Source organism: Modestobacter sp. KNN46-3, assembly GCF_011039295.1.
The window spans coordinates 1-23,595 of record NZ_JAAKGN010000047.1 but is presented as its reverse complement, the minus strand read 5'-3'; the positions used below and the strand labels follow the sequence as shown (position 1 = coordinate 23,595).

General features: G+C 72.5%; 28 protein-coding genes and 2 pseudogenes. 18 read left to right on the top strand and 12 right to left on the bottom strand.

The genetic code is table 11. The features are described from left to right. Positions 1 to 32 precede the first annotated feature (32 nt). From G5C62_RS28085 to G5C62_RS12220, 4 genes are all read left to right on the top strand, one after another. Positions 33 to 233, top strand: coding sequence for a helix-turn-helix domain-containing protein (locus G5C62_RS28085; protein ID WP_241175860.1), 201 nt, complete (start codon positions 33 to 35; stop codon positions 231 to 233). A 394-nt stretch (positions 234 to 627) separates the two neighbouring features. After that, positions 628 to 1,110: a hypothetical protein gene (locus G5C62_RS12230; RefSeq protein ID WP_164701200.1), complete on the top strand. Its 483-nt coding sequence runs from the start codon at positions 628 to 630 to the stop codon at positions 1,108 to 1,110. 50 nt (positions 1,111 to 1,160) lie between these two features. Next, the gene (locus G5C62_RS12225; protein ID WP_164701202.1) at positions 1,161 to 1,349 is read left to right on the top strand and encodes a hypothetical protein; all 189 of its coding nucleotides are present in this window, start codon (positions 1,161 to 1,163) and stop codon (positions 1,347 to 1,349) included. Between the two features lie 3 nt (positions 1,350 to 1,352). Beyond that, positions 1,353 to 1,964 carry a hypothetical protein gene (locus tag G5C62_RS12220; RefSeq protein WP_164701203.1) on the top strand — a complete coding sequence of 204 codons (612 nt, stop codon included), beginning with the start codon at positions 1,353 to 1,355 and terminating at the stop codon, positions 1,962 to 1,964. A gap of 126 nt (positions 1,965 to 2,090) precedes the next feature. Here G5C62_RS12220 and G5C62_RS12215 read toward each other — a convergent pair whose 3' ends face one another. The 3 genes from G5C62_RS12215 to G5C62_RS12205 all read right to left on the bottom strand — a co-directional run bounded on the left by G5C62_RS12215 (position 2,091) and on the right by G5C62_RS12205 (position 3,526). Further along, on the bottom strand, positions 2,091 to 2,480 hold the full coding sequence (locus tag G5C62_RS12215; RefSeq protein WP_036337935.1) for a heavy metal-responsive transcriptional regulator: 390 nt from the start codon (positions 2,478 to 2,480) through the stop codon (positions 2,091 to 2,093). An 80-nt stretch (positions 2,481 to 2,560) separates the two neighbouring features. Next, positions 2,561 to 2,860 carry a hypothetical protein gene (locus G5C62_RS12210; RefSeq protein ID WP_156119256.1) on the bottom strand — a complete coding sequence of 100 codons (300 nt, stop codon included), beginning with the start codon at positions 2,858 to 2,860 and terminating at the stop codon, positions 2,561 to 2,563. 33 nt (positions 2,861 to 2,893) lie between these two features. Beyond that, positions 2,894 to 3,526: a hypothetical protein gene (locus G5C62_RS12205; RefSeq protein ID WP_164701205.1), complete on the bottom strand. Its 633-nt coding sequence runs from the start codon at positions 3,524 to 3,526 to the stop codon at positions 2,894 to 2,896. Positions 3,527 to 3,696: 170 nt separating this feature from the next. On the opposite strand from G5C62_RS12205, the gene merA (G5C62_RS12200) reads away from it, so the two are divergent. From merA (G5C62_RS12200) to G5C62_RS12185, 4 genes are all read left to right on the top strand, one after another. Further along, positions 3,697 to 5,085, top strand: a complete 1,389-nt coding sequence (merA, locus tag G5C62_RS12200; protein WP_164701207.1) for a mercury(II) reductase — start codon at positions 3,697 to 3,699, stop codon at positions 5,083 to 5,085. A gap of 54 nt (positions 5,086 to 5,139) precedes the next feature. Further along, positions 5,140 to 6,489 (top strand): NAD(P)/FAD-dependent oxidoreductase, encoded by a 1,350-nt coding sequence (locus G5C62_RS12195; protein ID WP_164701208.1) that lies wholly within the window; start codon positions 5,140 to 5,142, stop codon positions 6,487 to 6,489. A gap of 62 nt (positions 6,490 to 6,551) precedes the next feature. Next, positions 6,552 to 8,096, top strand: a complete 1,545-nt coding sequence (locus tag G5C62_RS12190) for an NAD(P)/FAD-dependent oxidoreductase (protein WP_164701212.1) — start codon at positions 6,552 to 6,554, stop codon at positions 8,094 to 8,096. Between the two features lie 183 nt (positions 8,097 to 8,279). Then, positions 8,280 to 8,513, top strand: a complete 234-nt coding sequence (locus G5C62_RS12185; RefSeq protein ID WP_241175861.1) for an MFS transporter — start codon at positions 8,280 to 8,282, stop codon at positions 8,511 to 8,513. Positions 8,514 to 8,589: 76 nt separating this feature from the next. Here the strand turns inward: G5C62_RS12185 and G5C62_RS28080 are convergent. The 4 genes and pseudogenes from G5C62_RS28080 to merA (G5C62_RS12165) form a co-directional block, all read right to left on the bottom strand. Continuing rightward, a pseudogene (locus G5C62_RS28080) lies at positions 8,590 to 8,865 on the bottom strand (MFS transporter); the annotation flags it as partial. A 183-nt stretch (positions 8,866 to 9,048) separates the two neighbouring features. Beyond that, the gene (locus G5C62_RS12175; RefSeq protein WP_164701210.1) at positions 9,049 to 10,593 is read right to left on the bottom strand and encodes an NAD(P)/FAD-dependent oxidoreductase; all 1,545 of its coding nucleotides are present in this window, start codon (positions 10,591 to 10,593) and stop codon (positions 9,049 to 9,051) included. Between the two features lie 62 nt (positions 10,594 to 10,655). Then, on the bottom strand, positions 10,656 to 12,005 hold the full coding sequence (locus G5C62_RS12170; RefSeq protein ID WP_164701208.1) for an NAD(P)/FAD-dependent oxidoreductase: 1,350 nt from the start codon (positions 12,003 to 12,005) through the stop codon (positions 10,656 to 10,658). Positions 12,006 to 12,059: 54 nt separating this feature from the next. After that, complete coding sequence (merA, locus tag G5C62_RS12165) at positions 12,060 to 13,448, bottom strand: mercury(II) reductase (RefSeq protein ID WP_164701207.1); 1,389 nt, start codon at positions 13,446 to 13,448, stop codon at positions 12,060 to 12,062. Positions 13,449 to 13,618: 170 nt separating this feature from the next. Here merA (G5C62_RS12165) and G5C62_RS12160 point away from each other — a divergent pair, with 170 nt between their 5' ends. The 3 genes from G5C62_RS12160 to G5C62_RS12150 all read left to right on the top strand — a co-directional run bounded on the left by G5C62_RS12160 (position 13,619) and on the right by G5C62_RS12150 (position 15,054). Beyond that, a complete protein-coding gene (locus G5C62_RS12160) occupies positions 13,619 to 14,251 on the top strand; it encodes a hypothetical protein (RefSeq protein WP_164701205.1) in 633 nt (210 codons plus the stop codon). Positions 14,252 to 14,284: 33 nt separating this feature from the next. Next, entirely contained in the window at positions 14,285 to 14,584 is a 300-nt protein-coding gene (locus G5C62_RS12155) for a hypothetical protein (protein WP_156119256.1), read from the top strand. An 80-nt stretch (positions 14,585 to 14,664) separates the two neighbouring features. Next, a complete protein-coding gene (locus G5C62_RS12150; RefSeq protein WP_036337935.1) occupies positions 14,665 to 15,054 on the top strand; it encodes a heavy metal-responsive transcriptional regulator in 390 nt (129 codons plus the stop codon). Positions 15,055 to 15,180: 126 nt separating this feature from the next. On the opposite strand, the gene G5C62_RS12145 is transcribed toward G5C62_RS12150, so the two are convergent. The 4 genes from G5C62_RS12145 to G5C62_RS28075 all read right to left on the bottom strand — a co-directional run bounded on the left by G5C62_RS12145 (position 15,181) and on the right by G5C62_RS28075 (position 17,112). Next, positions 15,181 to 15,792 carry a hypothetical protein gene (locus tag G5C62_RS12145; protein WP_164701203.1) on the bottom strand — a complete coding sequence of 204 codons (612 nt, stop codon included), beginning with the start codon at positions 15,790 to 15,792 and terminating at the stop codon, positions 15,181 to 15,183. 3 nt (positions 15,793 to 15,795) lie between these two features. Beyond that, positions 15,796 to 15,984, bottom strand: a complete 189-nt coding sequence (locus G5C62_RS12140; RefSeq protein WP_164701202.1) for a hypothetical protein — start codon at positions 15,982 to 15,984, stop codon at positions 15,796 to 15,798. 50 nt (positions 15,985 to 16,034) lie between these two features. After that, positions 16,035 to 16,517: a hypothetical protein gene (locus G5C62_RS12135; protein WP_164701200.1), complete on the bottom strand. Its 483-nt coding sequence runs from the start codon at positions 16,515 to 16,517 to the stop codon at positions 16,035 to 16,037. A 394-nt stretch (positions 16,518 to 16,911) separates the two neighbouring features. After that, on the bottom strand, positions 16,912 to 17,112 hold the full coding sequence (locus G5C62_RS28075) for a helix-turn-helix domain-containing protein (protein ID WP_241175860.1): 201 nt from the start codon (positions 17,110 to 17,112) through the stop codon (positions 16,912 to 16,914). Between the two features lie 100 nt (positions 17,113 to 17,212). On the opposite strand from G5C62_RS28075, the gene G5C62_RS28695 reads away from it, so the two are divergent. The 4 genes from G5C62_RS28695 (at position 17,213) to G5C62_RS12115 (ending at position 20,229) form a co-directional block, all read left to right on the top strand. Next, positions 17,213 to 17,839 carry a hypothetical protein gene (locus G5C62_RS28695; RefSeq protein WP_277424777.1) on the top strand — a complete coding sequence of 209 codons (627 nt, stop codon included), beginning with the start codon at positions 17,213 to 17,215 and terminating at the stop codon, positions 17,837 to 17,839. Positions 17,840 to 17,942: 103 nt separating this feature from the next. Beyond that, the gene (locus tag G5C62_RS12125) at positions 17,943 to 18,506 is read left to right on the top strand and encodes a sigma-70 family RNA polymerase sigma factor (RefSeq protein WP_164701198.1); all 564 of its coding nucleotides are present in this window, start codon (positions 17,943 to 17,945) and stop codon (positions 18,504 to 18,506) included. After that, positions 18,503 to 18,781: a zf-HC2 domain-containing protein gene (locus tag G5C62_RS12120; RefSeq protein ID WP_036337926.1), complete on the top strand. Its 279-nt coding sequence runs from the start codon at positions 18,503 to 18,505 to the stop codon at positions 18,779 to 18,781. The genes G5C62_RS12125 and G5C62_RS12120 overlap by 4 nt, the downstream gene beginning before the upstream one ends. After that, positions 18,778 to 20,229 carry an NAD(P)/FAD-dependent oxidoreductase gene (locus tag G5C62_RS12115; RefSeq protein ID WP_164701197.1) on the top strand — a complete coding sequence of 484 codons (1,452 nt, stop codon included), beginning with the start codon at positions 18,778 to 18,780 and terminating at the stop codon, positions 20,227 to 20,229. Before G5C62_RS12120 ends, G5C62_RS12115 begins: the two co-directional genes overlap by 4 nt. Before the next feature lie 18 nt (positions 20,230 to 20,247). Here G5C62_RS12115 and G5C62_RS12110 read toward each other — a convergent pair whose 3' ends face one another. Continuing rightward, entirely contained in the window at positions 20,248 to 20,856 is a 609-nt protein-coding gene (locus G5C62_RS12110; protein ID WP_241175859.1) for a CDP-alcohol phosphatidyltransferase family protein, read from the bottom strand. A 196-nt stretch (positions 20,857 to 21,052) separates the two neighbouring features. On the opposite strand from G5C62_RS12110, the gene G5C62_RS12105 reads away from it, so the two are divergent. The 3 genes and pseudogenes from G5C62_RS12105 to G5C62_RS12095 all read left to right on the top strand — a co-directional run. Beyond that, positions 21,053 to 22,306, top strand: coding sequence for an ABC transporter substrate-binding protein (locus tag G5C62_RS12105; protein ID WP_206330607.1), 1,254 nt, complete (start codon positions 21,053 to 21,055; stop codon positions 22,304 to 22,306). After that, positions 22,303 to 23,214 carry an ABC transporter permease gene (locus tag G5C62_RS12100; RefSeq protein WP_241175858.1) on the top strand — a complete coding sequence of 304 codons (912 nt, stop codon included), beginning with the start codon at positions 22,303 to 22,305 and terminating at the stop codon, positions 23,212 to 23,214. Before G5C62_RS12105 ends, G5C62_RS12100 begins: the two co-directional genes overlap by 4 nt. Beyond that, positions 23,211 to 23,595, top strand: a pseudogene (locus G5C62_RS12095) (hypothetical protein); the annotation flags it as partial. The gene G5C62_RS12100 and the pseudogene G5C62_RS12095, both read left to right, overlap by 4 nt.

Here is a 23,595-nt window from a genome sequence, read left to right as displayed (position 1 = left end):
CTCCCTGCTCGGCCGCCCGCTGGTCGCGCAGCTTGGCCGGACTCCTCGTCGACGAGGCGGAGGACGGGAACGTCCAACTCCCGCAGCGCACCTTGGCGGCGATGCTGGGGGTAGCCCGTCCCTCCTTGAACAAGGTGCTCAAGGACCTGGAGCGGCGAGGCCTGGTCGAGCTCGGCTACGGATCGATCCGGCTCCTGGACGAGGCGGGTCTGCGCAGCATGCGTGATTCCTGAACCCCCGCCGAGGACGTCGGGGGTCGCCGGCCGGCATGACGCTTCGCGAACACATCAGGAACACCGTCAGCCGAGTGACATTTCGATCGTCTCACCTGCCGGAACGGGGCAGGGTCAGCGGGTGGGGAAGCCGTCGGGGGGTCGGCTTCGACGCGAAGGCCCTGCCCGCGCTTCTGCGCCTCGGTGGCGGATGTCGAGCGCGTAAGCAAGGCGCCGAAGGAGAGGAGCGAGACGTGCAGTTGATGAGTTCGGTCGTCGCGTGGGCGGCGACGCGTTCGCCGAAGCCTCCCGCCGGGAAAGGCCGTGCAGTTCCTGACCGGAGGTGGTGGCTGTGAGCGGTTCGACTCGGGAGGTTTCCGGCGGCGGCGACACCTCTGACCGGCGGATCGTTCCCATGCTGGCGTGGGGCATCATCGCGGGTCTCCTCGCCGGAGTCGTCTTCATCGCGCTGACCATGTGGCTCACCGCCAGCATGGGCAATCCGGCCCTCACCCCGTTGAGAGTGATCGCGACCATCGTGGAGGGACCACCTCCGCCGGAGGCCACGATCTGGGTGGGTGTGGTGGTCCACTTCGTGCTCTCCGCCTTGTTCGGACTGGTCTTCGCCGCCGCCGTCGCCATGCTCCGCGACCGATCGGCAGGACGGTCCTGGGCCGCCGCGGTGCTGTGGGGAGGGCTGATCTATGGAGGGCTGCTCTACCTGGTCAACTTCCAGCTGTTGGCGCGGTTGGTGCCGCAGTTCGCTGCCTTCCTGGGGGTCAACCAGCCGTTCGAGGTCACCGTGCACCTGCTGTTCGGTGCGCTCCTGGCGGCCTTCCTCGTCGTCGGGCCGGAAGCCCGCCGCCGGTCACCGGACGGCTCCAGGCCTGGGGCCTGAATCCATGACGAAGATGTCGATGACGCATCGAGAACAGGAGAGGGCAAGACATGACTGAGTACGCGTACCCCCATTTCCGTGCGGGGCTGCTGGTGGAGGACCGCGGCTTCCTCGGCGGTATCGAGCCCGGTGGCCGGTTCCCGGACTTCGACCTGCCGACGATCGACGGCGGGCGCGTGGCCAGTCGGGAGCTGATCGGCGGCAAGCCGCTGCTGGTCTACTTCGGCTCGGTCACTTAGCCGATGACGGCGAGCGCCGGTCCGGCGCTCCAGCGGCTCTATGACGACTTCGGGGACCGCGTTCGGTTTCTGGCCCTCTACGTGCGCGAGGCTCACCCCGGCGACCGCTACGTACAGCCCCGGGACATGCAGACCAAGACCGACCAGGCGCGGGCCTACGCCGAGCGCGACGGCATCCGTTGGCCGGTGGCCGTGGACGACATCGGCGGAACGCTTCACCGGCAGCTCGACGACAAGCCCGACGCCGCATACATCGTCGGCACCGACGGCAGAGTGCTGTTCCGGAGCTTGTGGGCCAACGAGCACGAACGTCTGCGCGCCGCCCTCGAATCGGTCGCCGCCGGAGAGCAGCGGCCGGTTGGGCAGTCCGAGGCCAAGGGGCGTGCACTGCTGCGCGGGACGGGCACGATGTGGCAGACGTTGAGCGCGGCCGGCCCCGTCGCCCTGCGTGACGTCGCTCGGCAGGCTCCGCCGATGTGGCTGTCGGCCCGGGTGGCCGACCTGGCACGCCCACTTCCTCCACTGGCGCGCGGCGCAGTCGGCACCGCACTGCCCATGGTGGGCATGATGGGCATGATGGGCGCCGCCCTCTTCTGGCGCCGTCGTCGTCGGTAGCTGGAGCGCGCCGGCGAGTGGCACGGCCGGTCGTGCAACCGGCCGTGCCACTCGCAGGTGGACCGGGAGACGCTGCGCTCGCACGCGAGCAGCCGCAGCCACAGCTCGCTGAGGGTCGGGAACGCGCTACAGGTACCGGCAGACAGTGGCGGGATCGCACGTGTCGGGTTCGATCGTGCGCGCCTGAGCCCGCAGGTGCGCGACGGTGCCACGCAGGGCAGCGAGCTCGGTGAGCTGCCGGTCGAGGGCCTCCAGGCGTTCGTCGAGAAGGCCCTGGACGTGCCGGCAGGGGGCGTCTCCTGAATCACGGATGTCGAGGATCGTTCGGATCTGGGCGAGGCTGAACCCGGCGGCCTGGCTGCGCCGGATGAAGTCCATGCGCGCCACGATGTCGGGGCTGTACTGCCGGTAGCCGGCGCTGGTGCGCCGGGGCGGTGGGAGGAGTCCGGCCCGCTCGTAGAAGCGCAGGGTCTTCGCAGTCGTGCCGGTGGCCGCCGCGACCTCGCCGATCTTCACTGGCCCATTCTCACGGCCAGGTCAGCTGGCCGCACGGGTCGGTCGTGACATCGGGCGAGTCACGTGGCGACCGCGTCCGCTCAGCCGTGACCTGTGATGCCGAGCAGTCCTGCCACGAAGTGGAGGCTGTCCGGGACGGGGCACCCGGTCGCATCGAGGATGCGGTTCATCATCTCGAAGTTCGCGCACACCCCGACTGCGGCGGCGGCCACCTGTGGGCCACCCTCCTGGCTCAGGGCTCGACGGCTCTCGTCGAGTCGCTGACCGGTCACCATGGCCGTCGCAAGATCGCGGAGCTCAATCCCCCAGGCAAGTCCGGGATCGATGCGGTCGTCGACGACGGGTCGTAGATCGGCTGATTGCCCGGTCGTCTTCTGCACACTCGCACGGAGCATGTTGGCGTGGGCGATCAGCTAGTAGAAGCAGTCGTTCAGGAATGAGACGCGGGCAGCGAGGAGCTCCATCTGCGCGCGGGACAGCTCGTTCTGGTGAGTGAGGTCGGCCATCTGTGGGGTGCTGAGGTAGAGCTGCGCGTGGAGCTGGTCTCTCGCACTCTCCTCCGCCGGCACCGCTGAGAGGGCGTACCGCGCGCCGTCCTCCGGGTCGGTGGGCACGAACGCGGCGCGCGGGCGGACATCGATGTTGCGCCGGCGCGTGGGTTCACCCGGCTCGCTGTCAGGCAGTGCCTCCTCTGCTGACCCGACCCCCCGGACGTAGGCGTCCACTGCGGCCACCCTGCTGACGATGCCCACGACCTCCACGTACTGCTCGATCGTCATGCCGCGGGTGAGGAGATCGGCGACCCACTCTCGCGTGATGAGGTTCGCGGCGGCCGACACCGACTGCGCGGCTTCGACCAGCACGGGCTCGAGCTCCGTGTGTGCGTCGGCGAACGTGCGGGCGGCCCGCGCCTCCCTGGCCACCGCCACCCGCTCCTCTCCGGACAGCCATGTCCCCGGCGCGGCAAGTCGCCCCCATTCCCGGCGCAGCTCCGCGCGGACGCCGTCGGGCACGGGCAGGACGGCGGCTTCCAGTTCGAAGGCCACGTGAGGAACTCTCCTGCATCGGCAGCGTTCGGGCACCCCGACGCCCGGCGTCGTCTCGGCGGGATTCCAGCCGGCAGCCGGCCTGTGACGATGGCCGGCTTGACCCTCCCCTGCACTGGAAGGTCCAGCCTGGGCGTGGACAGCTGACCGGCAATCCGAGGGAGCGTGCGATGGCGATCGATGGGGACGTCGATCTTGCGGTGATCGGTTCCGGGGGTGCGGCGATGGCCGCGGCGATCTCCGCCCGACAGGCGGGGGCGGACGTGGTGGTCGTCGAGCGGGGCACCCTGGGGGGCACCTGCGTGAACGTGGGCTGCGTGCCGTCGAAGACGCTGCTGGCCGCGGCCGGCCTCCGGCACGCCGCGATGACAAACCCGTACGCAGGGGTGAGCCTGTCCGCCGACGGGGTGGACCTGGCGGCCCTGGTCGCGCAGAAGGACGACCTGGTCGCCGGGATGCGCCAAGCGAAGTACGCCGTCGTCGCCGACGCCTACGGCTTTCCCGTCCGGAAGGGGGAGGCCCGCTTCCGCGACCGGGACACCGTGGAGATCGACGGCGTCCCCCTGCGCGCTGCTGCCTACGTGGTCGCGACCGGTGCGGTACCGGACGTGCCGGCGCTGCCGGGGCTGGATCAGGTGCCGTACCTGACCTCCACCTCCGCGATGGAGCTGACGGCGGTACCGCAGTCGCTGGTCGTGATCGGCGGTGGCTACGTGGGGATGGAGCAGGCCCAGCTGTTCGCGCACCTCGGCGCGGAGGTGACCGTCGTCGGCCGCCTGGCTCCGCACGCCGAGCCTGAACTGGCCGAGGAGCTGCGGGGGGTGTTCGCCGAGGACGGGATCACGGTGGTCGAGGAGCGCGCCGCCACGGTCAGCAGCACCGGTGACGGCACGACCGTGACCACCACATCCGGCCGGCTGGTGAGTGGGCAGCGGCTGCTCGTGGCCACCGGCCGGCGGGCCCAGACCGATGGTCTGGGGCTCGAAGCTGCCGGGGTGCTCACCGACGCGCGCGGATTCGTCGTCACGGACGACCAGCAGCGCACCAGCAACCCGCAGATCTTCGCCGCCGGGGACGTGTCCGGCGCACCGCAGTACGTCTACGTCGCCGCCGCGGGCGGCCGGGCAGCGGCACTGAACGCACTGGGCGTCGGCGGCACCGAGCCGGCCCGGGTCGACTACACCGGCCAGCCTTCAGTCGTCTTCACCCGTCCCCAACTCGCCTCGGCCGGCCTGACCGAGGTTCAGGCGCTCGCGGCCGGGCACCGCTGCGAATGCCGGGTGCTGGGCCTGGCCGACGTCCCGAGGGCGCTGGTCAATCGCGACATCCGCGGCGCGGTGAAGGTGGTCGCCGACGCCGACACCGGTCGGATGCTGGGCGTGCACGCCCTGGCCGAGGGCGCCGGGGAGATGATGCTCGCCGCCACCTACGCCATCAGGGCGGGCATGACCGTCGACGACGTGGCAGACACCTGGGCGCCCTACCTGACGATGGCCGAGAGCCTGCGCATCGCGGCCGGCCTGTTCCGCAACCAGATGCCGACATCCTGCTGCGCCTGATCTCCGCGTACACCGCAGGACCGCTGTTCGCGCACATCGATGAGGGGAAGAGCAATGGCAGAGCACGTGGACGTGGCCGTGATCGGCATGGGCCCGGGCGGCGAGGTCGCCGCCAGTCGCCTGCTGTCCGCCGGCCGGCGGGTCGCAGTCATCGAACGTGAGTTGATCGGGGGAGAGTGCGCCTACTGGGCCTGCATCCCGTCCAAGACCGTGCTGCGGCCCCCGGAGGCTGCCGGCGGGGTCGACCGGGCTGCGGGCGCCGACGGCGCGCGGCTGGACTGGCCCGCCGCGCGCGACTACCGCGACTACATGGCCCGCCACCTCGACGACGCCGGACAGGTCAGCGGCTACCGGGACGCCGGCGCGCTGGTGCTGAAGGGCGACGCCAGGATCAGCGGTCCGGGGCGGGTCACCGTCGACGGCCGGGAGCTCACCGCCGATCACGTGATCGTCGCCACCGGCTCGGAGGCGCTGACCCCACCGATCGAGGGTCTGGACCAGGTGACCGTCTGGACCAACCGGGAGACCTACACCGCCGCGGACCTGCCCGGCCGCGCGCTCGTCGTGGGGGGGAGCGCTGTGGGCGTGGAGACGGCGCAGTTCCTCGTCCGCTTCGGCGTCCAGGTCACGCTCCTGCAGCGCGGCGACCGGCTGATGGGCCGCGAGGAGGCGCGCGTCGGTGAGCTGGCCGAGGCTCACCTGCGGGACGCCGGCGTGGACGTCCGTACCGGACGCGAGCCGGTCCGGGCCCGCCGGGACGGTGCCGACTCGGTGCTCGACCTCGCCGACGGCAGCTCCGTCCGCGGCGACGTGGTGATCGTCGCCACCGGCCGTACTCCCCGTACCGAGGGACTCGGCCTCGAGGATGCCGGCGTCCAGATCGCCGAGTCCGGGGCAATCGTGGTGGACGAGCACTGTCGTGCTGCCGAGGGTGTGTGGGCTCTCGGCGACGTCACCGGCATCCTGCCGTTCACCCACGTCGCCAAGTACCAGGGCCGCATCGTCGCCGACACCATTCTCGGCCGACCTCGCACCGCCCGGTACGACGGAATTCCCCGGGTCGTCTTCGCCGATCCGGAGATCGCCGCCGCCGGGCTCACCCAGGGCCAGGCACGTGATCAGGGTCTGACGACGGTCAGCGCCGAGGTCGACCTCGCACAAGCCATCGCCCGGCCGTGGACCTACGAGCGCGATCCCCGCGGCCACCTGGGCCTGCTCGCCGATCCGAACCGCCGGGTGTTGCTCGGCGCCTGGGCGGTCGCCCCCCAGGCGGGGGAGTGGATCCACCAGGCCTCCCTGGCCATCCGCGCCGGCATCGGCATCGACACACTGCTCGACCAGGTCGCGCAGTTCCCCACCTACACCGAGGGGTACGTGACCGCGCTGGAGGCGCTGGACCTGTAGGACCCGCCGGGGCGCGACGACGGAGCAGGACGGTGCAGGCAGGTCAGGGCAGAGGAGGAGCCGTGCGGGACGTCGTGGTGATCGGCGGCGGCCACAACGGGCTGGTCGCCGCCTGCTACCTGGCCCGCGCCGGGCTCGACGTCGTCGTTCTCGAACAGTCGGACAAGCTGGGTGGCGGTACCCGCACCGACGAGCTGATCCCGGGCTACCGCTTCGACACCCACTCCGTCGCGCACAACCTCATCCAGGCCACCGACCTCGTCGACGATCTGGCCCTGGAGGACGTGGGGCTGCGGTACGTCGAGATGGATCCCTTCTCGGTCGCCGTGGGGCGGGACGGCGCCATCGTCCGGTTCCACCGCAGCGTCGAGCGGACGGTCGCGTCGATCGCCGAGGTCTCGCCGGTCGACGCCGACCGGTACCGGGCGTGGATGCGCGACGCCATGCCCCTGGTACGGGTGCTCAGCGCCGGCCTCAGCGGGAGCAGTCGCGGGGCATGGCGGCGGGCGCCCGGACTGGCGCTGGCCGCTGGGCGGGCGCTGCGGCGCAACGGCGGCCCGGTGGGGGTTGCCGAGCTGCTGGCCTCGCCGTACCGGTCGCTGTTGGAGCAGCGGCTGGCCACCGACCGGGTGCGCGGGCCGGTGGCCGCCTTCGCGGCCCACGCCTCGGCCTCACCGGGGGCGACGGGCAGTGCGCTGTTCGGGCTCTGGCAGGCCTTCTACCACCAGGTGGGCCAGTGGCACCCGCTCGGCGGGTCCCAGGCCCTGGCCGACGCCCTGGCGCGGCGGCTGGCCGGACACGGCGGCGAGGCCCGTGCCGGTGCACCGGTCGAGCGCATCCTGCGCCGAGGGAACGAGGTGGCCGGCGTTGTCCTGGCCGACGGATCGACGGTGGCGGCTCGCTGCGTGGTCGCTGCCGTCGAGCCCCAGGTGGCGCTGCTCGAGCTCCTCGACCCACCCCTGACCGGGCCGGTCGCCGACCGGCTGCGAACGACGCACCGGGGCAACGCCGTCCAGTCGCTGGTGCTCTTGGCGGTGGATCGGCTCCCTGCGTATCCCGGCGCGCGACCGGGCGACCACGCCGGGCTGCAGTCGTTCGTCGACGCCCTCGATCCACTCGTCGACGGGTTCGCCCAGGCCGAGGCCGGCCGGCTCCCGGCCGACCCGGTGCCCACCTACGCCTTCACCCCCAGCGCCCTCGACCCGACACTCGCCCCAGCGGGGCGGCACACCGTGTACCTGGCCTGCCCGTGCGCCCCGGCCCGGCTGCGGGACGGCTGGGCCGGTGACCGCGAGGCCTTCGCCGATCGGATGATCGACACCGTCGAGGACCGCGCGCCTGGATTCCGCGGCTCGATCGTCGACCAGGTGATCCGCACTCCGGCGGACATGGCCACGGAGTTGCGCTGGCCCGGCGCACACCCGATGCACCTGGACGTGAGCCTGGACCAGCTCGGCCCGTTGCGCCCGACCCGCGCGCTGGCCGGCCATCGGACGCCGGTGGCGGGACTGTTCATCAGCGGAGCAGGCACCGCGCCGGTCGGTGGGGTGTCCGGTGCGCCGGGCCGGGCCACGGCTCGAGCCGTGCTGCGTTCCTTCGCCCGCTGACCGCCATGAAACTGGATCCACGAGTCGGCTCCGACTGTCCGCACCGGCGTGTGCATGGCGATCCGGCGTGAGCAGGTCGTCCAGTCCCCAGCTACGGCCAGGGCCACCTCACCGCAACGGACTCGTGCGACCTGTGGTCCTTAAGGAGCTGTCCCTCCCGTCTCCGGCGCTCTGCAGCTGCACATGACGAACTCGTTGACGGGACTACTGCGCCAGCGGCCGTACCGGCAGCTGTGGGTGGCGCGCACGGTGTCGCAGTGGGGCGACGCCTTCAACACCGTGGCTCTGGTGCTGCTCGTCTACTCCCTGACCGGCTCGGGCCTCGGGGTCTCCGGGGTGGTGGTCGCCGAGATCGTCCCGGTGCTCGCCTTGGCGCCGGTGGCCGGTGCGCTGGTCGATCGGCTGCCGCGGGATTGAAGAACACGGCGCCGGCGGACAGCCCGACGGCGATCGCGTACACCGCCGCTACGCTGCCGTCCACAAAGGGCAGGGCGAAGGCCAGGGCTGCTCGGAGCAGGTCCGCGGCGATCATCACCCGAACCCGCGGCAGCCGATCGACCAGCGCACCGGCCACCGGCGCCAAGGCGAGCACCGGGACGATCTCGGCGACCACCACCCCGGAGACCCCGAGGCCCGAGCCGGTCAGGGAGTAGACGAGCAGCACCAGAGCCACGGTGTTGAAGGCGTCGCCCCACTGCGACACCGTGCGCGCCACCCACAGCTGCCGGTACGGCCGCTGGCGCAGTAGTCCCGTCAACGAGTTCGTCATGTGCAGCTGCAGAGCGCCGGAGACGGGAGGGACAGCTCCTTAAGGACCACAGGTCGCACGAGTCCGTTGCGGTGAGGTGGCCCTGGCCGTAGCTGGGGACTGGACGACCTGCTCACGCCGGATCGCCATGCACACGCCGGTGCGGACAGTCGGAGCCGACTCGTGGATCCAGTTTCATGGCGGTCAGCGGGCGAAGGAACGCAGCACGGCTCGAGCCGTGGCCCGGCCCGGCGCACCGGACACCCCACCGACCGGCGCGGTGCCTGCTCCGCTGATGAACAGTCCCGCCACCGGCGTCCGATGGCCGGCCAGCGCGCGGGTCGGGCGCAACGGGCCGAGCTGGTCCAGGCTCACGTCCAGGTGCATCGTGTGTGCGCCGTGCCAGCGCAACTCCGTGGCCATGTCCGCCGGAGTGCGGATCACCTGGTCGACGATCGAGCCGCGGAATCCAGGCGCGCGGTCCTCGACGGTGTCGATCATCCGATCGGCGAAGGCCTCGCGGTCACCGGCCCAGCCGTCCCGCAGCCGGGCCGGGGCGCACGGGCAGGCCAGGTACACGGTGTGCCGCCCCGCTGGGGCGAGTGTCGGGTCGAGGGCGCTGGGGGTGAAGGCGTAGGTGGGCACCGGGTCGGCCGGGAGCCGGCCGGCCTCGGCCTGGGCGAACCCGTCGACGAGTGGATCGAGGGCGTCGACGAACGACTGCAGCCCGGCGTGGTCGCCCGGTCGCGCGCCGGGATACGCAGGGAGCCGATCCACCGCCAAGAGCACCAGCGACTGGACGGCGTTGCCCCGGTGCGTCGTTCGCAGCCGGTCGGCGACCGGCCCGGTCAGGGGTGGGTCGAGGAGCTCGAGCAGCGCCACCTGGGGCTCGACGGCAGCGACCACGCAGCGAGCCGCCACCGTCGATCCGTCGGCCAGGACAACGCCGGCCACCTCGTTCCCTCGGCGCAGGATGCGCTCGACCGGTGCACCGGCACGGGCCTCGCCGCCGTGTCCGGCCAGCCGCCGCGCCAGGGCGTCGGCCAGGGCCTGGGACCCGCCGAGCGGGTGCCACTGGCCCACCTGGTGGTAGAAGGCCTGCCAGAGCCCGAACAGCGCACTGCCCGTCGCCCCCGGTGAGGCCGAGGCGTGGGCCGCGAAGGCGGCCACCGGCCCGCGCACCCGGTCGGTGGCCAGCCGCTGCTCCAACAGCGACCGGTACGGCGAGGCCAGCAGCTCGGCAACCCCCACCGGGCCGCCGTTGCGCCGCAGCGCCCGCCCAGCGGCCAGCGCCAGTCCGGGCGCCCGCCGCCATGCCCCGCGACTGCTCCCGCTGAGGCCGGCGCTGAGCACCCGTACCAGGGGCATGGCGTCGCGCATCCACGCCCGGTACCGGTCGGCGTCGACCGGCGAGACCTCGGCGATCGACGCGACCGTCCGCTCGACGCTGCGGTGGAACCGGACGATGGCGCCGTCCCGCCCCACGGCGACCGAGAAGGGATCCATCTCGACGTACCGCAGCCCCACGTCCTCCAGGGCCAGATCGTCGACGAGGTCGGTGGCCTGGATGAGGTTGTGCGCGACGGAGTGGGTGTCGAAGCGGTAGCCCGGGATCAGCTCGTCGGTGCGGGTACCGCCACCCAGCTTGTCCGACTGTTCGAGAACGACGACGTCGAGCCCGGCGCGGGCCAGGTAGCAGGCGGCGACCAGCCCGTTGTGGCCGCCGCCGATCACCACGACGTCCCGCACGGCTCCTCCTCTGCCCTGACCTGCCTGCACCGTCCTGCTCCGTCGTCGCGCCCCGGCGGGTCCTACAGGTCCAGCGCCTCCAGCGCGGTCACGTACCCCTCGGTGTAGGTGGGGAACTGCGCGACCTGGTCGAGCAGTGTGTCGATGCCGATGCCGGCGCGGATGGCCAGGGAGGCCTGGTGGATCCACTCCCCCGCCTGGGGGGCGACCGCCCAGGCGCCGAGCAACACCCGGCGGTTCGGATCGGCGAGCAGGCCCAGGTGGCCGCGGGGATCGCGCTCGTAGGTCCACGGCCGGGCGATGGCTTGTGCGAGGTCGACCTCGGCGCTGACCGTCGTCAGACCCTGATCACGTGCCTGGCCCTGGGTGAGCCCGGCGGCGGCGATCTCCGGATCGGCGAAGACGACCCGGGGAATTCCGTCGTACCGGGCGGTGCGAGGTCGGCCGAGAATGGTGTCGGCGACGATGCGGCCCTGGTACTTGGCGACGTGGGTGAACGGCAGGATGCCGGTGACGTCGCCGAGAGCCCACACACCCTCGGCAGCACGACAGTGCTCGTCCACCACGATTGCCCCGGACTCGGCGATCTGGACGCCGGCATCCTCGAGGCCGAGTCCCTCGGTACGGGGAGTACGGCCGGTGGCGACGATCACCACGTCGCCGCGGACGGAGCTGCCGTCGGCGAGGTCGAGCACCGAGTCGGCACCGTCCCGGCGGGCCCGGACCGGCTCGCGTCCGGTACGGACGTCCACGCCGGCGTCCCGCAGGTGAGCCTCGGCCAGCTCACCGACGCGCGCCTCCTCGCGGCCCATCAGCCGGTCGCCGCGCTGCAGGAGCGTGACCTGGACGCCGAAGCGGACGAGGAACTGCGCCGTCTCCACGCCCACAGCGCTCCCCCCCACGACGAGCGCGCGGCCGGGCAGGTCCGCGGCGGTGTAGGTCTCCCGGTTGGTCCAGACGGTCACCTGGTCCAGACCCTCGATCGGTGGGGTCAGCGCCTCCGAGCCGGTGGCGACGATCACGTGATCGGCGGTGAGCTCCCGGCCGTCGACGGTGACCCGCCCCGGACCGCTGATCCTGGCGTCGCCCTTCAGCACCAGCGCGCCGGCGTCCCGGTAGCCGCTGACCTGTCCGGCGTCGTCGAGGTGGCGGGCCATGTAGTCGCGGTAGTCGCGCGCGGCGGGCCAGTCCAGCCGCGCGCCGTCGGCGCCCGCAGCCCGGTCGACCCCGCCGGCAGCCTCCGGGGGCCGCAGCACGGTCTTGGACGGGATGCAGGCCCAGTAGGCGCACTCTCCCCCGATCAACTCACGTTCGATGACTGCGACCCGCCGGCCGGCGGACAGCAGGCGACTGGCGGCGACCTCGCCGCCCGGGCCCATGCCGATCACGGCCACGTCCACGTGCTCTGCCATTGCTCTTCCCCTCATCGATGTGCGCGAACAGCGGTCCTGCGGTGTACGCGGAGATCAGGCGCAGCAGGATGTCGGCATCTGGTTGCGGAACAGGCCGGCCGCGATGCGCAGGCTCTCGGCCATCGTCAGGTAGGGCGCCCAGGTGTCTGCCACGTCGTCGACGGTCATGCCCGCCCTGATGGCGTAGGTGGCGGCGAGCATCATCTCCCCGGCGCCCTCGGCCAGGGCGTGCACGCCCAGCATCCGACCGGTGTCGGCGTCGGCGACCACCTTCACCGCGCCGCGGATGTCGCGATTGACCAGCGCCCTCGGGACGTCGGCCAGGCCCAGCACCCGGCATTCGCAGCGGTGCCCGGCCGCGAGCGCCTGAACCTCGGTCAGGCCGGCCGAGGCGAGTTGGGGACGGGTGAAGACGACTGAAGGCTGGCCGGTGTAGTCGACCCGGGCCGGCTCGGTGCCGCCGACGCCCAGTGCGTTCAGTGCCGCTGCCCGGCCGCCCGCGGCGGCGACGTAGACGTACTGCGGTGCGCCGGACACGTCCCCGGCGGCGAAGATCTGCGGGTTGCTGGTGCGCTGCTGGTCGTCCGTGACGACGAATCCGCGCGCGTCGGTGAGCACCCCGGCAGCTTCGAGCCCCAGACCATCGGTCTGGGCCCGCCGGCCGGTGGCCACGAGCAGCCGCTGCCCACTCACCAGCCGGCCGGATGTGGTGGTCACGGTCGTGCCGTCACCGGTGCTGCTGACCGTGGCGGCGCGCTCCTCGACCACCGTGATCCCGTCCTCGGCGAACACCCCCCGCAGCTCCTCGGCCAGTTCAGGCTCGGCGTGCGGAGCCAGGCGGCCGACGACGGTCACCTCCGCGCCGAGGTGCGCGAACAGCTGGGCCTGCTCCATCCCCACGTAGCCACCGCCGATCACGACCAGCGACTGCGGTACCGCCGTCAGCTCCATCGCGGAGGTGGAGGTCAGGTACGGCACCTGATCCAGCCCCGGCAGCGCCGGCACGTCCGGTACCGCACCGGTCGCGACCACGTAGGCAGCAGCGCGCAGGGGGACGCCGTCGATCTCCACGGTGTCCCGGTCGCGGAAGCGGGCCTCCCCCTTCCGGACGGGAAAGCCGTAGGCGTCGGCGACGACGGCGTACTTCGCTTGGCGCATCCCGGCGACCAGGTCGTCCTTCTGCGCGACCAGGGCCGCCAGGTCCACCCCGTCGGCGGACAGGCTCACCCCTGCGTACGGGTTTGTCATCGCGGCGTGCCGGAGGCCGGCCGCGGCCAGCAGCGTCTTCGACGGCACGCAGCCCACGTTCACGCAGGTGCCCCCCAGGGTGCCCCGCTCGACGACCACCACGTCCGCCCCCGCCTGTCGGGCGGAGATCGCCGCGGCCATCGCCGCACCCCCGGAACCGATCACCGCAAGATCGACGTCCCCATCGATCGCCATCGCACGCTCCCTCGGATTGCCGGTCAGCTGTCCACGCCCAGGCTGGACCTTCCAGTGCAGGGGAGGGTCAAGCCGGCCATCGTCACAGGCCGGCTGCCGGCTGGAATCCCGCCGAGACGACGCCGGGCGTCGGGGTGCCCGAACGCTGCCGATGCAGGAGAGTTCCTCACGTGGCCTTCGAACTGGAAGCCGCCGTCCTGCCCGTGCCCGACGGCGTCCGCGCGGAGCTGCGCCGGGAATGGGGGCGACTTGCCGCGCCGGGGACATGGCTGTCCGGAGAGGAGCGGGTGGCGGTGGCCAGGGAGGCGCGGGCCGCCCGCACGTTCGCCGACGCACACACGGAGCTCGAGCCCGTGCTGGTCGAAGCCGCGCAGTCGGTGTCGGCCGCCGCGAACCTCATCACGCGAGAGTGGGTCGCCGATCTCCTCACCCGCGGCATGACGATCGAGCAGTACGTGGAGGTCGTGGGCATCGTCAGCAGGGTGGCCGCAGTGGACGCCTACGTCCGGGGGGTCGGGTCAGCAGAGGAGGCACTGCCTGACAGCGAGCCGGGTGAACCCACGCGCCGGCGCAACATCGATGTCCGCCCGCGCGCCGCGTTCGTGCCCACCGACCCGGAGGACGGCGCGCGGTACGCCCTCTCAGCGGTGCCGGCGGAGGAGAGTGCGAGAGACCAGCTCCACGCGCAGCTCTACCTCAGCACCCCACAGATGGCCGACCTCACTCACCAGAACGAGCTGTCCCGCGCGCAGATGGAGCTCCTCGCTGCCCGCGTCTCATTCCTGAACGACTGCTTCTACTAGCTGATCGCCCACGCCAACATGCTCCGTGCGAGTGTGCAGAAGACGACCGGGCAATCAGCCGATCTACGACCCGTCGTCGACGACCGCATCGATCCCGGACTTGCCTGGGGGATTGAGCTCCGCGATCTTGCGACGGCCATGGTGACCGGTCAGCGACTCGACGAGAGCCGTCGAGCCCTGAGCCAGGAGGGTGGCCCACAGGTGGCCGCCGCCGCAGTCGGGGTGTGCGCGAACTTCGAGATGATGAACCGCATCCTCGATGCGACCGGGTGCCCCGTCCCGGACAGCCTCCACTTCGTGGCAGGACTGCTCGGCATCACAGGTCACGGCTGAGCGGACGCGGTCGCCACGTGACTCGCCCGATGTCACGACCGACCCGTGCGGCCAGCTGACCTGGCCGTGAGAATGGGCCAGTGAAGATCGGCGAGGTCGCGGCGGCCACCGGCACGACTGCGAAGACCCTGCGCTTCTACGAGCGGGCCGGACTCCTCCCACCGCCCCGGCGCACCAGCGCCGGCTACCGGCAGTACAGCCCCGACATCGTGGCGCGCATGGACTTCATCCGGCGCAGCCAGGCCGCCGGGTTCAGCCTCGCCCAGATCCGAACGATCCTCGACATCCGTGATTCAGGAGACGCCCCCTGCCGGCACGTCCAGGGCCTTCTCGACGAACGCCTGGAGGCCCTCGACCGGCAGCTCACCGAGCTCGCTGCCCTGCGTGGCACCGTCGCGCACCTGCGGGCTCAGGCGCGCACGATCGAACCCGACACGTGCGATCCCGCCACTGTCTGCCGGTACCTGTAGCGCGTTCCCGACCCTCAGCGAGCTGTGGCTGCGGCTGCTCGCGTGCGAGCGCAGCGTCTCCCGGTCCACCTGCGAGTGGCACGGCCGGTTGCACGACCGGCCGTGCCACTCGCCGGCGCGCTCCAGCTACCGACGACGACGGCGCCAGAAGAGGGCGGCGCCCATCATGCCCATCATGCCCACCATGGGCAGTGCGGTGCCGACTGCGCCGCGCGCCAGTGGAGGAAGTGGGCGTGCCAGGTCGGCCACCCGGGCCGACAGCCACATCGGCGGAGCCTGCCGAGCGACGTCACGCAGGGCGACGGGGCCGGCCGCGCTCAACGTCTGCCACATCGTGCCCGTCCCGCGCAGCAGTGCACGCCCCTTGGCCTCGGACTGCCCAACCGGCCGCTGCTCTCCGGCGGCGACCGATTCGAGGGCGGCGCGCAGACGTTCGTGCTCGTTGGCCCACAAGCTCCGGAACAGCACTCTGCCGTCGGTGCCGACGATGTATGCGGCGTCGGGCTTGTCGTCGAGCTGCCGGTGAAGCGTTCCGCCGATGTCGTCCACGGCCACCGGCCAACGGATGCCGTCGCGCTCGGCGTAGGCCCGCGCCTGGTCGGTCTTGGTCTGCATGTCCCGGGGCTGTACGTAGCGGTCGCCGGGGTGAGCCTCGCGCACGTAGAGGGCCAGAAACCGAACGCGGTCCCCGAAGTCGTCATAGAGCCGCTGGAGCGCCGGACCGGCGCTCGCCGTCATCGGCTAAGTGACCGAGCCGAAGTAGACCAGCAGCGGCTTGCCGCCGATCAGCTCCCGACTGGCCACGCGCCCGCCGTCGATCGTCGGCAGGTCGAAGTCCGGGAACCGGCCACCGGGCTCGATACCGCCGAGGAAGCCGCGGTCCTCCACCAGCAGCCCCGCACGGAAATGGGGGTACGCGTACTCAGTCATGTCTTGCCCTCTCCTGTTCTCGATGCGTCATCGACATCTTCGTCATGGATTCAGGCCCCAGGCCTGGAGCCGTCCGGTGACCGGCGGCGGGCTTCCGGCCCGACGACGAGGAAGGCCGCCAGGAGCGCACCGAACAGCAGGTGCACGGTGACCTCGAACGGCTGGTTGACCCCCAGGAAGGCAGCGAACTGCGGCACCAACCGCGCCAACAGCTGGAAGTTGACCAGGTAGAGCAGCCCTCCATAGATCAGCCCTCCCCACAGCACCGCGGCGGCCCAGGACCGTCCTGCCGATCGGTCGCGGAGCATGGCGACGGCGGCGGCGAAGACCAGTCCGAACAAGGCGGAGAGCACGAAGTGGACCACCACACCCACCCAGATCGTGGCCTCCGGCGGAGGTGGTCCCTCCACGATGGTCGCGATCACTCTCAACGGGGTGAGGGCCGGATTGCCCATGCTGGCGGTGAGCCACATGGTCAGCGCGATGAAGACGACTCCGGCGAGGAGACCCGCGATGATGCCCCACGCCAGCATGGGAACGATCCGCCGGTCAGAGGTGTCGCCGCCGCCGGAAACCTCCCGAGTCGAACCGCTCACAGCCACCACCTCCGGTCAGGAACTGCACGGCCTTTCCCGGCGGGAGGCTTCGGCGAACGCGTCGCCGCCCACGCGACGACCGAACTCATCAACTGCACGTCTCGCTCCTCTCCTTCGGCGCCTTGCTTACGCGCTCGACATCCGCCACCGAGGCGCAGAAGCGCGGGCAGGGCCTTCGCGTCGAAGCCGACCCCCCGACGGCTTCCCCACCCGCTGACCCTGCCCCGTTCCGGCAGGTGAGACGATCGAAATGTCACTCGGCTGACGGTGTTCCTGATGTGTTCGCGAAGCGTCATGCCGGCCGGCGACCCCCGACGTCCTCGGCGGGGGTTCAGGAATCACGCATGCTGCGCAGACCCGCCTCGTCCAGGAGCCGGATCGATCCGTAGCCGAGCTCGACCAGGCCTCGCCGCTCCAGGTCCTTGAGCACCTTGTTCAAGGAGGGACGGGCTACCCCCAGCATCGCCGCCAAGGTGCGCTGCGGGAGTTGGACGTTCCCGTCCTCCGCCTCGTCGACGAGGAGTCCGGCCAAGCTGCGCGACCAGCGGGCGGCCGAGCAGGGAGATCAGCCGGCCGTGGCTGGTGGCAAGCCGCTGCGCCACGCTGGACAGCCATCGCCGGGACACCGCCGGATGCTGGCTCAACAGCGACTCGAAGTCGGCGGGCGACAGGACCAGGCAGACGGTCTCGTCCAGCGCATGAGCCGTGTACGGCACCGGGATCCCGAGCAGCAGCGGCAGGTCCCCATCGACGTCTCCCGGGCGCAGGACACCGACGACCACCCTGCCGCGGGACGTCCCGACGCTGAGCTCCACGTGTCCGTCGCGGACGATGCAGACGCCCGGCTGCCCTGCACCGGCGTCACCGAGGATTCGTTCACCGCGCCGGAAGTGCAGCGGCGAGATCCGGCCGGCGAGCGCGATGACGTCCTCGGGGCCCAGGGGCGCCGTCGCACCGCGGCCGACGCAGCGGGCGATCCAGGCGGCGTCCCGGATCTGCGTCTCCCGTGGCGGCAGGTGCGCTGCGTCGGCGCGCAGCAGCGCCGTCCATCGTCCGAGGTCCACACCCGGATCCTGGCATCCGCAGAGATCACTGCCCCGGACCGTCAGCGGCGGACGTCGGAAGGGACCATGCCGACCCGGATCTGGATGTGTTCGCCGCGGCGCGGCGGAGCGGACGTCGTCGAGCTCGCCCTCCAGCAGCCGCCCGGGGCGGGCGTCGATGTCGGCGTCGCTCAGCGCGCCCAGCCGCCGCGCTAGGGCCACTGCCTCGGGAGGCGAGGAGGCGGGAAGCGGATCGAGCTCATGGCCGCCATCCTGGGCCTCCGGGAACACCGCGTCGTCGCCGCCGGGTTCCTGCAGCATGTCCCCTCCGCCGGCCGGTCCCGCCGCGGAACGGGCTGAGCTGTTCCGGGTGCATGTCGAGCCGGAGCTCGAGGTGCTGCTCCGGGTGGCCGGCACCCTGACCGGGTCCTGGGCCGAGGCGGAGGACCTCACCCAGGAAACGCTGATCCGGGCCTGGCGTGCGCTGGACCGCTTCGACGGCGCCCACCCGCGCGCGTGGCTGCTGACGATCTTGCGGCACACGAACGTGAACATGCACCGCAGGCGTCGACCGGATCCCGTCGAGGACACCGCCATCCTGCCGGGAGCACGGCCGGCGTTCGGCGCGCTGACCGAGCCCAGCCCCGAGGAGCAGATCGTGCTGCAGATCCTGCCCGACGACCTCGAGCGGGCCGTCGACAGCCTGGACCCGAAGTTCCGGACGGTGCTCGTGCTCGTGGACGTCAACGGCCTGACCTATGCCGAGGTGGCCGGGCTGCTCGACGTTCCGCTCGGCACGGTGATGTCCCGCCTGAGCCGGGCGCGCCAGCGGGTGCGCGCCCATCTGCGCGCCCATGCCCGGCCCGAAGGGAGCCTGCGGTGATCACCGGCCTGCGCAGGATGCTGTCCTGCCACTTCACCGCCAAGCGCCTCCAGCGCTACCTCGACGCCGACCCCTCGGCCCCGCTGGACCCCGGCGAGATCCGCCGCCTGGAAGCCCACCTGACCGAGTGCGACCGCTGTGCCTCCGCGGCCGAGGACTTCCGGTCGATGCGCTGGGCGATGCTGCGTCTGTCCCAGCTCGTCGGCCCCGACCCGGCCGCGGTGGCACGCCTGCACCGCACCGTCGACCAACTGCTCGAGGAGGACCACCGATGACCACGTCAGCCTTCGATGACACCCACTGGGACCTGCTGGTCATCGGCGGTGGCACAGCCGGCCTCGTCGGCGCGAAGACAGCCGCGGGCCTGGGCGCCCGGGTCCTGTTGGTCGAGCGACACCGCACCGGCGGCGACTGCCTGTGGACCGGCTGCGTGCCTTCCAAGTCACTGCTGGCGTCCGCGGCTGCGGCGGCCGACGCCCGGGCCGCGGACCGTTTCGGGGTGGACGTCGACGCCGTGCGGGTCGACTTCAGCCGGGTGATGGCCCACGTGCGCGCCGCCATCGACGCCATCGCCCCGAGTGACTCCCCCGCCTCGCTGGAGGCCGCTGGCGTGCACGTGCTGACCGGCACTGCTCGCCTCACCGGACCGGACACCGCGGACGTCGAGGGCCGGACGGTGCGGTTCCGGCAGGCCCTCCTGGCCTCCGGCGCCACCCCCGCCGTCCCTCCGATCGCGGGGTTGGATCCTGCGGACGTGCTGACCAGCGACACCGTCTGGGACCTCCAGGAGCTGCCCACCCGGCTGGCCGTGCTGGGCGGCGGACCGATCGGCTGTGAACTCGCCCAGGCCTTCGCCCGCCTCGGCGCCGAGGTCACCCTGGTCGAGGGCGCCGACCGGATCCTGAGCAAGGAGGCTCCGGACGCCGCCGAGATCGTCGCCCTCGCCCTGGCCGCCGACGGGGTCCGACTCCTCCTCGGCCAGCCGGTGACGAAGGTCGTGCACTCCGGCCGGGGCGGCCAACTGCTGCTCGCCGACGGCGATGCCGTGGCCTTCGATCAACTGCTGGTGGCCGTGGGCCGGAAGCCCAGCACCGCCCACCTGGGCTGCTCCGCGGCCGGCGTCGACCTCGCCGACGACGGCACCATCGTGGTCGACGCGCACCTGCGCACCTCCAACCCGCGGATCTGGGCGGCCGGCGACCTCACCGGCCACCCACAGTTCACCCATACCGCGGGGGTGCACGGCAGCCTGGCGGCCGGCAACGCCGTGCTAGGCCTGCGCCGTCGCGTCGACCCGGTCGTGCCCCGCGTGACGTTCACCTCCCCGGAGGTCGCCGCTGTCGGCGTCGACTCGGGCGGTCCGCCCGCCGGCTGCACGGTGCACCGGGAGAGCCTCGCCGACGTGGACAGGGCGGTGGCGGAAGGGCAGACGTCCGGCTTCACCGACCTGGTCCTGGACGGCCGGGGCCGTCTGGTCGGTGCCACGGTTGTCGGCCCGCGGGCCGGGGAGACGTTGGCGGAGCTGACCCTGGCGGTCCGGCACGGCATGCGGGCCTCCGCGGTAGCCGGGACGACCCACGCGTACCCGACGTTCGCCGACGCCACCTGGAACGGCGCAGTCGCCACCGTCCGCGCCCGGCTGGCCGGCCCCGTGGCGTCCCGGCTCACCGCTGCCGCGGTACGGGCCCGCCGGGCGTGGTGCGACCTGCGCGCCCCCGCCTGAGCAGCGGCAGGCACCGGGTCACCCCAGCGACCGGTAGCCCGCCCACATCCGCTGGACCGCGCTGAGAAGCACGATCACGGCCCAGACGAGGGCGATCCGCCACGCCTGCTCCGGCAGCAGGAGCCACAGCGCATGCACCAGGATCGTCTCGGTCCCCTCGGCGAGCCCGCCGATGAACGACAGCGACCGGCCGTCGTCGAGCCGGCGACCGGACCGCTCGGCGATGGAGGAGAAGGCCAGGAACGCGGCACCGTTCAGGTAGTAGGCCAGCAGCACCAGCAGGAACGGCAACCACGGTCCGTCACCGACCCCCGCGGTGCCGACCGCGACCCCGACCACGGTGCTGCCGTAGACGGTGAAGTCGGCGGTGATGTCGAAGAAGCCACCGGCACCGGCACCGGCGTCCGGTTCCCCTGTCCGGGCCTGGCGGCGACGAGCGAGCGGTCCGTCGAGGCCGTCCGCGAGCCGGGAGAGCAGCCAGAGCACCAGCGCCGCCGCCCACGCCTGGGACGCTGCAGCCCCGGCCGAGCCCAGTCCCAGCACGAGCCCGGCGGCGGTGATCCGGTCCGGGGTCAGCCACGGGCGGTCGACTCCCGCAGCCAGCCGGCCCAGCGGAGATTCGAGCATGCGCCGAGCCGGCCCGTCCAGCACTGGCGTCCTCCCGTCCGTTCACGACCGGCCGTTCGCCGCTGCCAGGGCACAGTCGATCATCGGCGCGGGCGCCGCGCCCGGTGGCGGGAAGCCGGAGAACACCCGAGCGTGTTCCCGACACGCCCGGTCGCCGCTGCGACGGCCAACAAGCACCGACCCAGGAGGCCAGTCCATGACCCGACTGAACAGCCGACCGCGTCACGCCGGTCGCACGGCCGTCGGCCTGGCCACTCTGGCGCTGATGATGGCGGCGTGCGCGGCGCCCGACAGTGCCGCACCCCAGGCAGAGGACCGCTCGTTCGCCGACATCCGGGCGGAAGCCGAAGGCCAGACCGTGGACCTGTGGATGTACGGCGGCGATGAACAGGGCAACGCCTACGTCGACGACATCCTCGCTCCGGCGGCGGCCGAGCAGGGGGTGACGCTGCGGCGGGTCCCGGTCGCCGACACCGCCGACGCGGTCAACCGCATCCTCAGCGAGCGGCAGGCGGGTGTCACCGACGGCGACGTTGACCTGGTGTGGATCAACGGGGAGAACTTCGCCACCGGGCGACAAGCCGGCGCCTGGCTGTGCGGCTGGACCGGGATGCTGCCCAACATGGCGGGGACCGATCCCGATGATCCGTTGCTAACCACCGACTTCGGGACCCCCGTCGACGGATGCGAGGCCCCCTGGCACAAGGCCCAGTTCACCCTCGTCTACGACTCCGCGGCCGTCCCGGACCCACCCACGACGCTGCAGGGGGTCCTGGACTGGGCGCGGGCCAACCCGGGCCGGTTCACGTACCCGGCGCCCCCGGACTTCACCGGGTCGGCGTTCCTCCGCCAGGTCCTCTACGGCGTCTCCGGCGGACCGGAGGACGTGCCGCTGACCTACTCGCAGGACGCCTACGACGAGCTGACCCCGCGGCTCTTCGACACCCTGGCCGACCTCGCCCCGTTCCTCTGGCGGGGTGGGGACACCTATCCGCAGACCGGGGAGCAGCTGAACCAGCTGTTCGCCGACGGCGAGGTCGACATGACGATGACCTACGGGCCCGCCACGCTTCCCGACCTCGTCGCCGACGGGACCTACCCGCCCACCACCCGGGTCCTCACCCTGGACGAGGGCACGCTGGGCAACGCCAGCTTCCTCGCGATCCCCTCGACCTCCGGCGACCAGGAGGGGGCGATGGTCGTCGCCGACCTGGCGCTCTCCGCCGACCAGCAGCTGGCCAAGGCCCGGCCCGAGGTGTGGGGCCAGTTCACCGTCCTGGACCTGTCCCGCCTGGATGCTGGAGATCGTGCCGCGTTCGAGCAGCTGCCCGCCGCCGTGGTGCCCCCTTACGAGGAGCTGTCCCGCGGCGCCGACCCCGAGCTGTCCGCGGAGTGGGTGCCCCGGCTGGAGGAGGGATGGCGGCAGACGGTCCTCGCCGCCAACCCGTGACCGGCCTGCCGCTCGCTGCCCCAGGGCGCCGCACGCACACCGCGGGGCCGCTCCACACCGGCCGGTCCCGGCGCTCGCCGCGCCGGCGGGCGCTCTTGCTCATCCTGCCCGCGGTCGTCCCCACCGGCGCCGTCGTCCTGGCGGCCCTGACCTCGGCGCTGCTGAGCAGCCTCGGCCTCACCCCGCTGGTCGGGCAGCCCCGCCTGACGCTGGACCCCTGGCGAGCACCGACCGATCACCTGTGGACGGCCGCCGGCCTGTCCGTGGCGATCGCCACGGCCGCCACCGTCCTGGCGGCCCTCGTGGGGCTGGCCACGGCGCTGGCCATCACCGGCCGCCGGCGCTCCGGCCGACTGCTCGCCCTGCTCAGCTCGGCCACCATCCCGGTCCCGCACGTGGTAGGAGCAGCGGCGGTCGGGCTGCTCCTCGCCGACGCCGGCTTCCTCCCCCGCTTGCTGGGCGTCGAGACCGGCTGGCCACCGCTGGTGGGCGGGCGGTGGTGGATCGCCGTCGTCGCCGAGTACGCCTGGAAGGAGTCGGCGTTCATCGCCCTCGTGGTGTCCAGCGCGCTGGCCAGCCGGGTCGCCTCCTACCGCGACACCGCCATCGTGCTGGGAGCCCGGCCGTGGGCCCGGCTCCGCTACGTCACGCTGCCGCTGGCCGCACCAGCACTCGTCGCCTCGGCGGGCATCAGCTTCGTCTACGTCCTGGGGTCCTACGAGGTCGCCTGGCTGCTGGGCCGCCCGTCTCCCGAGCCGCTGCCGGTGCTGGCCTTCCGGCTCTTCACCTCCCTCGAGCTGACCGCCCGCCCGGAGGCCGCGACCGTCGCGGTGGCGACCGCGGCGCTGGCACTCGCCGCCGTGGCCGTCGCCGCAGCGGCACTGCGCCGCATGGAGGGCTGGCGGTGACGCTCGGCGCCCGGCGCCTGCTCCCGGGGCTGGCCCTGCTCCTGCTGGCGGCCTGGTTCGTCTTGCCCCTGGTCCCCCTCGCACTGTGGGGGCTCGCCGACCGCTGGTCGGCTCCGGCGGTCCTGCCGCAGGAGTGGGGCCTGTCCGGCGTGGCCGAGGCGGCGGAGCAGGGCGCCGGTTCCGGTGTCGTCGGCTCGCTGGCCCTCGGTGGGCTGGTGGCGATGCTCGCGACCCCGCTCGGCGCCCTCGCCGGACGGGCGCTGGCGTCCCGCCATCTGCCCGCCTCCGTGCTGGTCGGCGCAGTGCTGCTCAGCCCGCTTGTGGTGCCCCCGTTCGTCGTGGCGATGGGGTTCGACGTCCTGCTCCTGCGGCTTGCAGTCC